Here is a 16,123-nt window from a genome sequence, read left to right on the forward strand (position 1 = left end):
TTTTTTCAAAAGTTATATTCCAATGTCAGCATATAATTGCGCTTCGGCATCGGATAGTTAAGTATCACGTCATAATCCTGACTGAAGATGTTGTTGACATCCAGTCTTGTCGACCATCTCCTGGCATGATAAACCACGCTCATATCGTGCGTATACCAGGGCTGGAGATGGTTGTAGAGGATGTTCTCTTGCTGCGAATAACGTTCACCGGAATAGATGAAGCTATACGCCAAGTCCAACTCTCGCCATGACAGGCCCAAGATAGCAGACCCACTGTGCCATGGGATATAAGGTATCTGGTCCTTATAATAAGAGGTATTGGGATCGGTCACGTCGCGGGCATCCTGATAAGTGTACTGCAAGCGGGCCGTAACTTTCCAATCCTTGGCTGGCTCCAGTCCCACTTCTGCCATAGCATCGACGCCCTTGATGTGTACCTTGCCCAAGTTGAGCATCGTCCAACGGAATTGCTGTCCCTTGGGATAAGCTACAATTTTGTCGTACACCGTATTGTAATAGCCATCCACCTGTAAGCGGAAATGGTCAACGATGCCTTGCTTCCAATCCTTGTTCAGCACAAATCCCAGGTCATATTGCAACGCCGACTCTGGATTCAACTTACTGTTACCCATGTCGGCATAGTAGAGGTCGTTGAAGGTCGGCATGCGGAAGCTTTTCTTAGCGAAGGCCTTCACTGCCAGCAACTTGGATTCGAACGGATAGACATTTACAAAGAATGCTGGCGTCAGTGTGCTGCGAGATGACGAAGACGCCCCATACTTCACATGGTCCTTGACCACCTGCTCCACCAACGAGGCTTGTGCCTGGATGCGTGACAGCGTCAATGCCGTGGCTAACGACACAAAGTTGGAGTAACGATGAGGGAAAGCAAAGTCCACCATATTGGCATTCAACTTGTTCCACTTGAAGTCATAGCTCATTGAGACACTCCACTTTGACAATATCTCATAGACATTCGAAGTGGAGAAATACATCTCCTGCTGACGATAGGTATTGTCTACATGTATCTGCGTCTCATCATTATTGACATAGCGCGTCACATAATAGGCATACTTAGCCAATGCCTTGGTAGAGAATTTGTCACCAAATGACTTTTGGAATACAGCCTGTCCGAAGGTATTGTGGTCCCACTGGCGTTCGCCTCGTCGCCACACATTGTTGACGATGGCACCAGGTATTCCCCTTTCCGAATGGTAGGTATATGCCTTCACGTTCCAATATCCATCGGCAATGCCTCCCCTCACGTTTTCCTCGATACGGAAAGCCCAAATGTCACCATTGTGGCGCACGGCGGTGGTATCATAAGCCACCGTATTGTCTTCGGTCACTCGCCTATAACGAAACTTATAGCGTCCGCTCGACGTCAGCACACCTGTACTTAACGAGGAAGATATATGATCGGAGAGTTTCTGCTCCCAAAGCGATGAAAACCGGAAGGTATCGCTCGACCCATACTTAGCCCTCACCAACAAGTTGTATCGCCTGCCCAGCATGAAGCGGGGAGCCTTGGTACGGATATAGACGGAGCCAGCATTACCAAAGTCGCTCGCTGGTTGGAAGATGGCACTACGCTGACCGTTGTAGAGCGAAATCTCCTCCACATTGTCGAGCGAGAACTGCCCCAAGTCTATCTGCCCATTCTGTGCATTGCCCAATTCGATGCCGTCATAGAAGATACCCAAGTGATTGGTACCCATACTGCGAATGTTGACAGTCTTGATGCCACCCACGCCTCCATAATCCTTGAGCTGCAGACCCGAGAAATAACGCAAGGCATCGGCCACCGACAAGGAATTCAACTTTTTGAGTTCCTCACCTCCCAATGTCTGTGAAGGAATAGTTTCCCTGGATATCAATCGTGAGGTAACCACCACCTCTTGGATGTGATGCACTCGTACAGAGTCCTGCATTTCGCCATTGGCAAAGGCAGACCTTGCAACAACACCCAGCATGGCTATTGCAAACAATCTTTTCATCTACAATTATGTTTTTATCTTCATTCAAAAGCCTAACCCACGAGGCTCAATGATTTCATCCTCCATCACTTCCTGATGGTAGAGATGGCAACGGCAGGTCTTCTGACTTGCGTCCTCCCCGCATCTCACTCTATGTAAACATAAAAAGATGCAAAACTCATGGCAAGCGGTCTTCCCGAAAAAATGTCAGTGACCATGATGCTTGCCGCAATAAGACGCTTACAGCAGCGGGACTGTCCGGGCTTCTCACCCGATTCCCTTTTAATCACTACGCACTCATCCTGCCTGAGGCGGCAGAAGGTGGCAGCGAACCAATTGCGGGTGCAAAGGTACTATAAAAAAATGAATAAAAAGATAACTTTATCCGCTTTTTTATTCCAGCAAGGATAAAATTATCTTTTTATTCAGAGTTCAGTTTATTCTTTTACGATTTCCAGAAGTTCTGCGAAATCATCGATGATCCATTCGGCAGAGGCGAGCTGTTGGCGGGTTCCGTTGCCATAAGTCACGGCACAGGCCTTGCAGCCGGCATGATGCGCCATATCTACATCGAAGGTCATATCGCCCACTACAAGGGTTTCATCTGCCGTTCCCTTCATCTCCTTCAATGCCTTGAAGACCATATCGGGTGCCGGCTTCACGTGCTTCACATCATCGCCTGCCACGACAGAAGAGAAAATATCTTCCAGCTGCATCTGCTTCACATATCCATCCAGCGAGCAATGGTTTCGACTGCTGGCCATTCCCAGAACATAGCCCTGACGGTGCAACGCTCTCAGGGTTTCTATCACATGAGGGAAGGGCTGCACGATCATCGTCTTCTTGTTATCCAGAAAGATTTCGCGATAGGTTGCCGCACATTCCATTCCCTCCTCATCGCTCATTCCGAAGAGCGAGACGAAGGCCTCATCCAATCGAAGACCGATGGTCTTGGCACAAGCCTCATCCGATTTCACTTCCAGTTTTCTTGCACGCATCGTATCCTGCAAGGTCTTCACAATCAAGCTCTGCGAATCTCCGATGGTTCCATCAAAATCAAAAATTATATACTTCATTATTTTCTTGTTCTTTTTACCCTATTTTGATAATCGGGCGCAAAGATACGGATAATAACTGAAACTACAAAGCAAATTGCCTACGAATCGCCTTGATGATATTGTTACGGGCCACATCCGGCTTCATCGCCTCATCCAGCGGCATTTCTTCCGGAGTAACCTGAATAACCCTATCGAATCCTGCATCCAACATCACCTGCCTGTCGCTCACACCACCCGAAACAAGCCATACAAGGGGGAACGAAGATTCCGGGGATTTATAATCCCCGGCAAGCTGCGAGCAAGCCACATGGCTTTTATCCGATTCCTTACACTTCAGAACATGCTCCAGAATCCTTTGCGGCAGTTTCCCCATCAAGGTCTGTTTATCACTATGTCCCTCGCCCGTAATCACGAGATCAGCATTCTGAATGAGCGCATCAAAACCTATCTCATCCAAGAGAAGCTCAGCCCCAGGACGAGCCTCTGCATTGAAATATTGCAGGAAAGCATAGCCCAAACCTCCGGCTGCACCAGCCCCAGGAGCCTCACTCCTATCATATCCGAAATGCTTGGCGCTTACCTCGGCAAACTTCCTCGCCCTATCATCCAGCATCTGCACCATCTTAGCATCAGCTCCCTTCTGAGGCGCAAAAACATAAGCCGCCCCGTTTTCACCACAGAGCGGATTGGTAACATCCGAAGCCAGCACGAAACTGCATTCCCGGCGGATTTTCTTCCAATCGTCGCCCATCGCCTTGAGCATTCCGATGCCGCAATCGGATGTGGCGCTTCCACCCAATCCCACGATGAAATGGCGCACGCCCCGGCGATAAGCATTCATTATCATCTCGCCCACGCCCCAGGAAGTAGCCTTCATCGGGTTACGCTGTTCAGGCTCAATCAGAGCCAGTCCGGCGGTCTGCGCAATCTCGATAATCGCGGTATCATCCACGATTCCGTATTCCGCCTCAATCCATCTCATCAGCGCATCATGGGCATGAATCCTCACTCGCTCTCCCTTCATCGCCGAGAGAAAAGCATCGAGCATACCCTCTCCCCCATCACTCATTTCCAGGGTAATGATTTCGGGAGAAGCATCTTCTGAATGCAAATTCTTCTTTTCGGGAGAAGCATCTTCCGCATTCCATTCCTTTAATCCCGAAGCAATCGCCTCATTCACCTCTCTGCTCGTAAGGCAACCCTTATAAGAGTCGCAAGCTATTATTATCTTCTTCTTTTTAACCTTTTTCATTTAACCTTTTTCATTTTTCTCTAATAAATCATTTTATACCCAATTCCCCTCACATTGATGATTCTGATATTTTCATCGGCAGATAACTTGTGACGGAGCTTGGTGATGAAAACATGGAGACTGCGGGAATTGAAAAAGCTGTCATCGCCCCAGAGTTGCAGGAGAATATCCTTACTTTCTACCACTTGATTCTTGCTCTCCACAAGCATGCGAAGGATTTCGGATTCACGATGTGACAGTTCTGCATCTTTACCATCCAACTGCAGAATCTGACAGGTAACATTCAGGCGATAACGACCGATGGAGAGCCATGGATCAGCAGCATTCGGATTATCAGGAGAAACATTCCCCCCTTCCTGTTCTTCAGAAGAAATATTTCCTGCAGAAGCCCGATGACAAAGCGACTTGATGCGGACAATGAGCTCCTGGATGGCAAACGGCTTCTTCAGATAATCATTGCCACCCAATTCAAATCCCTCTACCACATCATTCACCGCCGAACGAGCCGTGAGAAAAAGCACAGGAGTACGGGAATCCGTCTTGCGGATACGGCGCACCATCTCGAAACCATCCATTTTGGGCATCATCACATCCGCTACCAGCACATCAGGCTTCTGTTCATCAAACATACGAAGCCCCTCTTCGCCATCATGCGCCGTGCGCATCTCGAAGCCCTGCGCCTCCAAGGTGTCGCTCAGAATCATCGCCAAGGATGTTTCGTCTTCTACCAGTAATACTTTTATCTTATTCATTGTTTCTTTTACCTTTTTACCCTTTTACCCTTTTACCTTTAAGAAAATGCAAAGTAAAGCAGCTTCCTTTTCCCGGTTCGCTTTCTACGGAAACTGAACCGCCCATTTTATCCATCAGGCTCTTGACATAGAAAAGGCCGAGACCATAGCCCTTGACCGTATATTTATTGCCATCCGTCACACGATAGAACTTGTCGAAAATATAAGGCAATTTATCGTGGGCAATACCGATTCCATTATCTGATACGGAAACCAGCACTTCATCCTCGGCTTTTTGGAAAGCCTTGATTTCTATATTCACGCTATCTTCAGAATACTTGATAGCATTGTCTATGAGATTGCTCACGATGTTTGAGAAATGCATCCGGTCGGCATAAACCATCAGATTTTCCGGTTCTACGGACAATGAAATTCTCACCTTTTTATCCATTCTTTCTCCTGATTTCACTTTCAGCTGATGCTGGGAGATTAATGGTTCAATCACCTCCTTCATTGGAACTTCTACGATATTGAGAAGCATCGATTTCCGTCGTTCCATACTCATCGACAGAATCTGTTCCACCAATCCGCTGAGCGTCTGCAACTGCTCCTGGGCGATGGTGAGATACTTGCGCGCCTTATCAGGATGCTGGAGCATTCCGTAGTTCAGCAGTGAATCAGTGGCAGCATAGGCTACGGCTATCGGAGTCTTTAATTCGTGCGTGATATTATTGGTAAAATCACTCTTCATCTCATCAAGCGTCTTCTGCTTGAGCATCGTATGAATCAGGAACCAGAAAACGAAAGCCAGGATGAGCATGATGAAGAGCGATGTGGCAAGGATGCCTGCCATCTGGCTGAGCACAGTCATCGTAAGCGGCTCTAGAGTGAGGACATATTTCTCCTCATTCGCCTCCCCCTCATTACAAACCACATATTGGTATTGCTTGGCATTGGCGGAAGGCACATACCCCTCCGTTGTCACTTTCGCCAAAACCTTCTTTCCTGCTAAAAGCTGAATCTGATGCGGAAGGGGATGAGCATTATCGCCCACCAGCAAACTGTCTGAAAGCATCTTGGCAACCCATGCACTGTCATAGTCATTGATGTCTGGTTTGGCGATTTCATTCAATTTGCCAAACAGCGCCTGTTGAACCATAGTTGCCAGCTTGCCCGACATCATCATCATCAATTCCTGGTCCTTGTCATCTTCACGACGCTTTTCTTGCTTGGTAAAAGTTGTTTGAACAGACTGAACTACCTTTCCTCCACGAACCTTTTTCACCTTTACCTTTTGATCAATATCATCGTCTTCATCCATAGAAAAAGCAACAGCACCCGTCAGTTGTCTATGAGGTCCTTTATCATCATTGCGCAATCGTTCAATTCGCTTCTTCATCTCCATGAAGTGAGCGTACTCCATTCCACCCTTGATTTTTGCTTCAACCTCTTTTTCCTGAGACTGATAAAGCCCCACGAGCCAATAGGTCTGATATGCGAAGATGCAGACCAGAGCCGTGATGACGAGCGTAACTATGTATTTAAGATGTAACTTCATTCTTTCCTTTATTAAAGATTTTTCCAGATGAATTAAATACTCATTTTCTGAAAATCGGATAAACCTCCGTGGTATTCTTCCATCCCCATTTACCATTCTTTTGTGGCGCAAACTCTCGTCCCATCTTGGCTCCTATCCCCCAATGTTGATTGAACATCACTTCCATGAAGCCACCATAGCTGCTCTTGGGATTGAAAGGAGACATGATGACGCTTCGAGGGTCAGAGGTTTTCGTTGGAACATATTGTCCATAGAATCCCACTGTGAGCCAGTCGTTTACCTGATAAGCCATTCGTCCGCCAAAAGAAGCTTTGGTGAGATTGCCCAATCCATATACTCCCGTGTTTATCTTTTCTATCCCGACATAAGGAAAAAAAACAAAACGCCCGAAATTTTGTTGATAAACAACCCCTGCAGTCTGACTGTTCATCAGTCCTGGAACTTCAATACCCGAAGAATATACCGCCATCGTACCCAAATTCGGGGAAGGAAGAGAAATATGAGGTATTGCATTCGGCGCAATCTCTAAAGGTTTTCCTTCTTCCGACATCCAAGGTGCATTCGATTCAGAGTAATAAGATTTGCCTTGAAGTACAGGAAATCCACCGAGCGAAGGACGAGAATATTCCAACGACATACCTTCCTTAAACGACATACCTTCCTTAGGTAAAGATGCCTTCGGAATGGAATCCAAAGAAACACTCTTCACTTCCTGTGCTTGCATTACCAATGTACAAAAGCAAGCCACAACTGCCAATATGAATATTCTTCGTTTCTCTTTCATGCTTGCAAAAGTAATAAAAAAGAAGATAAGTAAGATACTTTTCAGGGAATTATTTCTGATTTGATAAGACTAAATAACACTTCTGATAAGACTTGATAATCAAAATTCCTTGCTGACACGAGATTTTTACAGTACTTTTGCAACCGAAATCGGGAGGGTTCCTTCCGAAAGAACGATAAAAAGATAAGAAGAATATGAAAAGATTGGTTATATTAAGCGCTTGCCTGGCCATCAGTCTTGCCGGCTGGGCACAAGGAAACATAAATGATTCCCTGAGAATGGACAGCATCATCCATTCCCTCCCCGATGTGATGGTAAAAGGCAACCGACCTATCGTAAAGGTAAAAGGAGCAGCATTGACCTATGACCTGCCTCAACTCATCAAAAACCATCCGGTGGATAATGCCTATGAAGCCATCAAGCAACTGCCTGGCGTGAGCGAACAAGATGATGCCTTGACTCTCAACGCCCAATCCGTAACCGTGATGATAGACGGCAAGGCTACCACCATGACGAGCGAGCAGCTCTATTCGCTTCTGAAAACGATTCCTACCAGCCGCATCGCCAACGCTGAAGTTGTCTATTCAGCCCCAGCCCGCTATCAGGTAAAGGGACAAGTCATCAACCTCCTGCTGAAGCACAACACAGGCTTTCACTCCCTGCAAGGCGAGTTCTTCGGCGGCTACACCCACCAGAACCGCAACAGTTACACAGAGCGCGCCTCCTTGCTCTTCACCAACAAGAAATGGGAAATAGACATGCTCTATTCCTTCAGTCATGGCAAGAGATATTATTACTATGAAAATGAGTTTGCCCACACCTTGACTGATGGCACTTCCTATGCCTTCTCTACACATAGCGACAATATCAAACGCCATCTCAACCACAACATCCGACTGGGAATCAACTATCATCTGGCAAAGGATCATCAGCTCAGCTTTGCCTACACCTCACAACTCAATAACACGAGAGGAACTTCAGAGGATGATGGCGATTTCACATCCCTTCTCAGAATCCATGCCAAGAGTCAGTTTCACAATTTCCGCCTGGATTACTCCACACCATTCGGCTTCTCGGCAGGAGCAGAATACACCTATTATAATTCACCGGATGAACAATGGCTGAAAAGCAGTCTCTACGACGAGATTTACGACATCACAAGCCAGCAGCGGATCGACAAATGGCACGCATACCTCAAGCAGGAGCACGACTTAGGAAAAGACTGGGGCTTGAACTACGGCATCAATTACACCACATCAAGAGACAAGAGTTCGCAGGAAAACAACAACAAGTCTTCTGCTGGCAACACCATTCAAACCGAAGATCAAATGTGTTTCTACATCGGAGCCAGCAAGTCGTTCGGCCAAAAACTCACGATGGAAGCATCGCTCATGGAAGAATATTACCACACCCCAATCTGGGATGAGTGGAACCTCTTCCCTACACTCTCCATCACCTATCTTCCAAAAGCTGGACACATCATCCAATTCGACTTGGATTGCGACAGAGACTACCCTACCTATTGGTCGGTGAAGAACTTCACCACCTATAATGTGGGCGGATATGGAAAGATTGTTGGAAACCCGACGTTGAAGCCATCACGAGACCTCAGCCTCTCGCTTACCTACATTCTGCACAGCAGATACGTGGCAAGTCTCTTCTTCAACAATTCGAAAGATGAATTCCGTCAGCTTCCTTACCAGAGCGACAAGAAGAAGGAGATGGAATACAAGTATGTCAACTTCGACCATGTAAACCAGGTAGGCTTGATGCTCACAACCCCAATCAACATAGGCAACTGGTGGCAGAATCGCCTTACCTTCACTGGCGTATATCAGAACGACAAGAATTCCCACTTCTATGATCTTCCATTCGACCGCAGCAAATGGTTCTGTCAAGCCCAGTGGAACGGCACTTTTCTCTTTGGCAAACATGTACTTCTCAACCTCGATGCTTCCGTCCATACCGACGCCATCCAGGGAATCATCGACATCCCAGCCTCAGGCTATCTCAACGCTGCCCTCACCTGGAAGCCTCTCAAGGATGACAAGCTCCAGCTGAAAGCCTACTGCAACGACATCTTCGAGACAGGCGACAACCATCTGCACGACACCTACCGAGGTCAGCACGTCATCAACAAAATGTACTTTGGCAGAATCATCGGCCTCTCCCTCACCTATCGTTTCGGCGGCTACAAGGCCAAGCAGCATGAAGAAGTAGATACTTCCAGATTTGGGAAATAAAACGAGAGCACCTAGTTTAAGAAAAGCCTCCCATTTTGGCAGCAAAGTTTAAATTAATTATACTTTGCTGCCAATATTGTCATCAATCCGACGCTGGCACGCAAGTTGCTCAACATAAGAGTGAAAGCTGAAGCTAAAAGATGAAGAAGTTCGAAAGGACAACGGAGTTTCGAGGCGGAGGCAATCGAAAAGAACAGATAAATAAAGAACAAACAGAAATCCCGACGGGGCCGCAAGGAACCGAGAGGATGAGTAAAATAAAATTGGAGGTTTTAATTATGTTGTTAGCACGTAGAAATAATAATTCAGATTGGTTGAGTAACTTCTTTGATGATGCATTCTTCAACACCGACATGATGCCACGTATGAATGCTACCGCTCCAGCCATTAACGTAAAGGAGACCGAGAAAGCTTACCAGATGGAGATTGCAGCCCCTGGACTGAAGAAGGAATGGGTTCGCATCAACATCGATAACGATGGCAATCTGAATGTGGCTATCGAGAACAAGATGGAACATAAGGATGAAGATAAGCACGAGCACTATCTGCGCCGCGAGTTCTCTTACAGCAACTATCAGCAGAGCTACACACTCCCTGAAGACGCTGACCGTGAGAAGATTTCAGCAAAGGTAGCTGATGGTGTTCTTGAGGTTGAGATTCCAAAGCTTGCTCCTAAGGAGGAGGCTAAGGCTACCAAGAATATCGAAGTCAAATAATCATCTCCCATAAATGATCGAGGCAGATTCCAAGGCAATTTGGAACCTGCCTTTTTTGTGCCCTTACCTGAACCATCACATTTTTCATCTACCTTATTATCATGATTTTCATCAATCCATCGGGATATTTCTTCCATAAATCTTGCGGGGGTCATAATTAATATGTAATTTTGCAGGCTGAAGAGCAGATATCAAAGCTTCTGCTTATCCGTAACGGACAAGATATGGGCTATCATTGCCTGTTGCCCATACGACACATAACATATATAACCAAGCAAGTTGATATTTATTCACTTGCGAAACTTCAGATTAAAGATTAGGATTATGGCAAAGCAAAGACAGCGTCTGGTAGAAGTGCCGTTCAACAAGACGGATTGCGGCGTAGATTTCTACATCAACACAGCTTATGGCAGCGAGTGCCTTTGGGTGCTTACGGAGCATGAAGTGTTCAAGACCGACTTCTTCGAAATATTTTTCATCAAGAAAGCTAATGGCTACGTGCTGATAGACTATAGAAAGATAAACCTGAAAGACGGCATGGTGCTCTTTGTGAAGCCACACCAGCAGCAGGAATGGCACATTGATGAGGCGGCTCTCGACTACGAATTTTTGATATTCCGTGAAGATTTCATGCGAACCTTCATTGCCGACAAATTCTTTGTCTATCGACTGCAATACTGCCAGCAGACCGAAACACCGCCCTATTTGATGTGTTCAGGAAATGAATGCGAAGAATATCATCAGCTGCTCAAGAAAATACGGACAGAGCTTCGGCAGCCTCAAGCCGACAGCTACAACATCATCGTCAGCGTACTCTACTATCTGCTGGCAATTATGAATCGCCATTATGTCCGTGAGCATCACTTGCCTCTGGCTGCTCCTAAGAATTATTATGCCTTTCAGTTTGTGGAATTGATGGAAACCCACATCCGGAAATTGCAGCGTGTGCAAGACTACGCCTCGCTGCTCAAGATTAGCCGCATCACACTGAACCATAGCGTGATGGCGCAGTATGGAGTGTCGGCTACCTATCTGCTGAAACAGCGACTGTTGGCAGAAATCAAAAACGAACTTCTGTTCACCAGCAAGTCTATAAGTGAGATAGCCTATACTTTCAGTTTCCCCGAACCACCCCACCTGATGCGTTTTTTCAAGCAGCAGACGGGCAAGACATGTAGAAAATTCCAAGAGGACTATAAGAATGGTGTGTATGAATGAGACTGATTTATCATTTTGGTAGTTTTTGGTGGTTTTCTGGTATCTGATACATCTGTATTTTTTCATACTTTTGCAGTCGGAATAATGAAGGTAAATATATAATGAAATTAAGATTCGCATAAGTATGCTAGAAATTATGACACAGATAGAAATACTGAAAAAAAAGATTCAGGAGGCAGAAGCCATCATCGTGGGTGGCGCCTCTGGAATATCGGCAGCGGCAGGTTTCCGCTTTTATTATATGAACGATGCCACATTCAAACAGATAGCCGGACAGTTGGGCGAGAAATATCATGCTGATGGTTTTTTCCCGCTGGCGTATCATCCGCAAATCAAGAAAGGGGAGCTATGGGCAGCATTGCTCCGCGAGTACAAATACTTGTATGAGTGTCATACGGGTGAGCCATACGAGGATCTGGCTGAACTACTCAAAGGCAAGAACTATTATATTGCCACCACCAATCAGGATGCGCAGTTTTTCCGCACCTTCCCTGCCGAGAAGATTACTCGTATTCAGGGCGATTTCCGCTACTGGCAGTGTAAGCATACTTGTACAGACGAGATCTATCCCAACAAGGAAAAGGTGTATGAGTTGCTGGACAAGATAGAAGGTGACAGACTGCCCGACGACCTGATTCCCCGTTGTCCACATTGCGGTACGGAGATGATTCCATGGTAGCGCAGTCGCGAGTTTCTGGAGGGTAGCTATTACCGAAAAGAAATGCAACGTTATCTGGATTTTCTCAAGGAGAACATGAACAAGAAAGTGCTTTTCCTCGAACTTGGTGTGGGTATGATGACTCCAATGTTTATCAAGGAGCCATTTATGAACATGGTATATCGCTGGCCCAATGCCACTTATGCTGTAATCAATCCAAAGGATGCTTATGTTCCAAGGGAGATTGCCCAAAAGAGTATTGCCATTAAGGAAGATATCGCTGTGACATTAAAGAAACTGTTGGGCAAACCGGCAGATCATATCGTATCAGATACAAATTTCGAACCAGGAAGAATATATTAAACCAGGAAGGATATATTAAATATGAATGTAAATATCACTCTAGCCCAAGAATGGATTGCCCAGGCAGATGCCATTCTCATAGGAGCCAGCAACGGACTCTCTATCGCCGAGGGCTATCATATCTTTGCCAACAACGAGATGTTTCGAAGGCAGTTTGGCGACATGCAGCAGCAATATGGTTTCAGAAATGTTGTGGAAGGTCTTTACTTTCAGTATCCTACTGTTGAAGCACGCTTAGAGTTCCACAGACGATTGGTGAAGTTTTGGGTAGAAGATTACAAACCTTCACAGGTAATGCATAACCTCATGAAAGTGATTGGCCAGAAGGATTACTTCATCCTTACCAGCAATGGCGACTTGCATCTGGAGAAATCAGGGTTTGATGAAAATCGCATCTTCGAGATAGAAGGTGTCATGACCGACCTTTCGGCAGCGCCAGACCCCAAGAAAAAATTACTCTTTCATCAATTTCTAGCAAAATATTCTGGCAAAAATCTCGTTATATTAGAGTTGGGTATCGGTTCGCGCAACCGACTCATCAAGCTACCAATTATGCAGCTGGCTTATCGTGAGCCGAATGCTAAATATATCACGCTCAACATGCCTCAGGAACTCTATATTCCACAGGAGATAGCAGAAAAGAGCGTGGGTATTTCTGGCGATATAGCCCAGTCGCTCAAAGAATTGAATACAAATGGATAGACAAGGATATTACAGAACAATAGGAAGGGACGAGGGAGCATACCGCTCTTTCGTCCCAACCCCTTTACAGGATATTCACCTGGAAATGGATGAAGAAATGCAAACACTGCTTGCTCAAGCACATGAAAGATTGAAGAATCGCAACCTCTCTGATATTGATGCGCTGCAGAAGGAAGAAGTTGAGAATTCCGTGAATCTGGTATATGGCGAAAAGAAGCCTATATCCTTAGCTTTCTTTGAAACAGATGATAAGGAAGATAAGGAAGACAAGAAACGCAAATTAGATGAACAAAACCTTCTTCAAGCCACAAGATTTGCCGTAGAACGTATGCAGAAACTGCCTATCAGCAGCCGATTGCTCAAGGATGTACACTGGGTGATGATGCAAGGTGAACACAATGAAAGGAAATACCCTGGTGAGATGCGCACCTCACCCATCTGGCTTGGAATAAAAGATGACACGCTGGCAACTGCTCCCTTCATTTCACCTGTCTATGAGGATATGGCAAAGTCTATTGCCGACTTAGAAAACTATATCCATTACGAGGAACAGACTGACGCCCTCATCATGGCAGCGCTCATTCATTATCAATTTGAAATGATTCATCCATTCATCGATGGAAATGGAAGAATAGGAAGGTTGCTAACCCTGCTCTTTTTGATGGATAGAAATGTCATCCAGCAACCTGTGCTCTCGCTTTCAAAAAATCTGATGAGCAGTTCTTTCAAATACTTCACCGGCATTGCTTCTGTTGAAGTATATGGAACATACGAAAAATGGGTGAAGTATTTTCTACAACAATTGTAAGAAATAAGAATAGAATTTAGATTAGAATAGAATAGAAATGAAGAAAACAATTCCAGTAATAGGCATGGCTTGCAGCGTATGCTCTGCCAATGTCGAAAAGAAGCTGCAGTCGCTAGAAGGCATCAACTCCGCCTCGGTTTCCTTGGCGAGCCGAACTGCCCTGGTAGATTATGACCCCGACATCATCTCTCTGGAAGATATGAAACGGGAAATCAGCAATGCCGGCTACGACCTCGTTATCGAAAGCGACAGAAGCGTGGAGGAAATCAACCGCCGTGAGTTCACCCTCCTGCGCCGCCGAACCCTCGCTTCCTGGCTCTTCGCCATCCTGACCATGTGTTTCTCCATGGGCTGGATTTCACTGGGCATGGAACAGAATATGATTTCAGATGGCGTTGCCTCGACTCATCATTCGAGTTCCTTCGCCAATCAGATTTGTCTGCTCCTGGCACTCGCCAACCTGCTCTACTGCGGCAAACAGTTTTATGTTTCCGCCTGGAAGCAGCTCCTGCATCATACGGCAAACATGGATTCGCTCGTGGCGCTCAGCACCCTCATCGCCTTCCTCTTCAGCACCTTCAACACCTTCTTCGGAGAAATGGTATGGGGAGCGAGAGGCATAGAATGGCACACTTATTTCGATGCTTCCGTGATGATCATCACCTTCGTGCTGACCGGCAGAAGCCTGGAAGAAAAGGCAAAGGACAGTACGGCGAGCAGCATTCGCCAGTTGATGGGAATGCAGCCGAAAACCGCCCGACTGGTAACTTACGAGAAGATAGAAGGCACCAACGACTACAAGATGGAGGAAGTTCCGATTTCCACCATTCAGATAGGCGACATGATAGAAGTAAGAGCCGGCGAGAAGATTCCGGTGGATGGCGTGGTTACCCAGGCAGAGAGTTTCATGACTCCCGATGCTGCCTATGTAGATGAAGCGATGATCAGCGGCGAACCGACTCCGGCGATGAAAAAGGCAGGCGACAACGTGCTGGCTGGCACCATTCCGAGTCAGGGAAAGCTCCGCATGAGAGCCAAGCAGATTGGCGAGAACACCGCCCTGGCGCACATCATCCGCATGGTTCAGGAGGCGCAGGGCAGTAAGGCGCCCGTGCAGCGCATCGTGGATAAGGCGGCTCTTATCTTCGTTCCAGCCGTGGCAGCCATCGCCCTCATCACCTTTTTAACATGGTGGCTGATAGGCGGCAACGCTGCTCTTCCGCAGGCAATCCTTTCAGCCGTAGCCGTTTTGGTCATTGCCTGTCCATGCGCCATGGGCTTAGCTACTCCTACCGCTCTGATGGTGGGCATCGGCAAGGCGGCGCAGAAGCAAATCCTTATCAAGGATGCGTCGGCGCTGGAGAATCTCCACAAGATCAACGCCCTCGTCATCGACAAGACCGGCACTCTCACCATTCCTAACCAGAACATCGATTTCACCAAGCAGGAGGATTTGGATCTGGAGACGAGAGAGACCCTCAAGCCTCATGCCCAGGAAGCGATGAAGCAGTTGCAGGAAAAGGGAATAGAGGTGTATATGATGAGTGGAGACAAGGAGGAAGCGGCTCACTACTGGGCTGATAAAGCCGGCATCAAGCATTACCAGAGCAAGGTGCTGCCTGGCGACAAGCAGGCATTGGTAAAGAAACTTCAGGACGAAGGCAAGCAGGTAGCGATGGTGGGCGACGGAATCAACGACACCCAGGCCCTGGCCCTTGCCAACGTGAGTATGGCGATAGGAAAGGGAACGGATGTGGCGATGGATGTGGCGCAGATTACGCTGATGAGCGACGACCTCTTGGCGCTTCCGGAAGCCGTAAAACTGAGCCAGAAGACGGTTCACATGATTTGGCAGAATCTCTTCTGGGCGTTCATCTACAACATCATCTGCATCCCGTTGGCAGCCGGCGCCCTTCATATCTTCGGCATTGATTTCCAGATAACCCCGATGTGGGCAAGTGCCCTGATGGCCTTCTCCAGCGTAAGCGTAGTGCTTAATTCGCTGAGGTTGAGATTGGCGTAAAATGATAGAAAATGGCAGAAATCCTTGGCAGTT

The 16,123-nt window shown here is 46.7% G+C and carries 14 protein-coding genes and 1 riboswitch; of the genes, 8 read left to right on the plus strand and 6 right to left on the minus strand.

Annotated features, from left to right (window positions below):
* Positions 1-5: 5 nt before the first annotated feature.
* From DXD25_RS05265 to DXD25_RS05290, 6 genes are all read right to left on the minus strand, one after another.
* Positions 6-1,997: a TonB-dependent siderophore receptor gene (locus tag DXD25_RS05265; RefSeq protein WP_117662101.1), complete on the minus strand. Its 1,992-nt coding sequence runs from the start codon at positions 1,995-1,997 to the stop codon at positions 6-8.
* Positions 1,998-2,071: 74 nt separating this feature from the next.
* Positions 2,072-2,328, minus strand: a riboswitch (cobalamin riboswitch).
* 85 nt (positions 2,329-2,413) lie between these two features.
* The gene (locus DXD25_RS05270; RefSeq protein WP_117662102.1) at positions 2,414-3,052 is read right to left on the minus strand and encodes an HAD family hydrolase; all 639 of its coding nucleotides are present in this window, start codon (positions 3,050-3,052) and stop codon (positions 2,414-2,416) included.
* Between the two features lie 64 nt (positions 3,053-3,116).
* On the minus strand, positions 3,117-4,286 hold the full coding sequence (locus DXD25_RS05275; protein ID WP_117662103.1) for a glycerate kinase: 1,170 nt from the start codon (positions 4,284-4,286) through the stop codon (positions 3,117-3,119).
* 20 nt (positions 4,287-4,306) lie between these two features.
* On the minus strand, positions 4,307-5,038 hold the full coding sequence (locus tag DXD25_RS05280; RefSeq protein WP_117662104.1) for a response regulator transcription factor: 732 nt from the start codon (positions 5,036-5,038) through the stop codon (positions 4,307-4,309).
* A 16-nt stretch (positions 5,039-5,054) separates the two neighbouring features.
* Positions 5,055-6,575, minus strand: coding sequence for a sensor histidine kinase KdpD (locus DXD25_RS05285; protein WP_117662105.1), 1,521 nt, complete (start codon positions 6,573-6,575; stop codon positions 5,055-5,057).
* Positions 6,576-6,615: 40 nt separating this feature from the next.
* Entirely contained in the window at positions 6,616-7,359 is a 744-nt protein-coding gene (locus DXD25_RS05290) for a hypothetical protein (RefSeq protein ID WP_147327857.1), read from the minus strand.
* A gap of 194 nt (positions 7,360-7,553) precedes the next feature.
* On the opposite strand from DXD25_RS05290, the gene DXD25_RS05295 reads away from it, so the two are divergent.
* From DXD25_RS05295 to DXD25_RS05325, 8 genes are all read left to right on the plus strand, one after another.
* Positions 7,554-9,602, plus strand: a complete 2,049-nt coding sequence (locus DXD25_RS05295) for an outer membrane beta-barrel protein (RefSeq protein WP_117662107.1) — start codon at positions 7,554-7,556, stop codon at positions 9,600-9,602.
* A gap of 278 nt (positions 9,603-9,880) precedes the next feature.
* Entirely contained in the window at positions 9,881-10,318 is a 438-nt protein-coding gene (locus DXD25_RS05300) for an Hsp20/alpha crystallin family protein (protein WP_089544284.1), read from the plus strand.
* A 324-nt stretch (positions 10,319-10,642) separates the two neighbouring features.
* Positions 10,643-11,536, plus strand: coding sequence for an AraC family transcriptional regulator (locus DXD25_RS05305; RefSeq protein WP_117662108.1), 894 nt, complete (start codon positions 10,643-10,645; stop codon positions 11,534-11,536).
* Positions 11,537-11,672: 136 nt separating this feature from the next.
* Positions 11,673-12,215, plus strand: a complete 543-nt coding sequence (locus DXD25_RS17115; RefSeq protein ID WP_233522197.1) for a hypothetical protein — start codon at positions 11,673-11,675, stop codon at positions 12,213-12,215.
* A 42-nt stretch (positions 12,216-12,257) separates the two neighbouring features.
* On the plus strand, positions 12,258-12,557 hold the full coding sequence (locus DXD25_RS17120; RefSeq protein WP_233522199.1) for a hypothetical protein: 300 nt from the start codon (positions 12,258-12,260) through the stop codon (positions 12,555-12,557).
* Positions 12,558-12,578: 21 nt separating this feature from the next.
* The gene (locus DXD25_RS05315; RefSeq protein ID WP_117662109.1) at positions 12,579-13,259 is read left to right on the plus strand and encodes a hypothetical protein; all 681 of its coding nucleotides are present in this window, start codon (positions 12,579-12,581) and stop codon (positions 13,257-13,259) included.
* Entirely contained in the window at positions 13,252-14,067 is an 816-nt protein-coding gene (locus DXD25_RS05320) for a Fic family protein (protein ID WP_117662110.1), read from the plus strand. Before DXD25_RS05315 ends, DXD25_RS05320 begins: the two co-directional genes overlap by 8 nt.
* A gap of 37 nt (positions 14,068-14,104) precedes the next feature.
* Positions 14,105-16,090, plus strand: coding sequence for a cation-translocating P-type ATPase (locus DXD25_RS05325; RefSeq protein WP_117662111.1), 1,986 nt, complete (start codon positions 14,105-14,107; stop codon positions 16,088-16,090).
* The last annotated feature ends 33 nt before the right edge of the window (positions 16,091-16,123 follow it).

The sequence above is a fragment of the Prevotella sp. TF12-30 genome, assembly GCF_003436715.1.
Lineage (GTDB): Bacteria > Bacteroidota > Bacteroidia > Bacteroidales > Bacteroidaceae > Prevotella > Prevotella copri_A.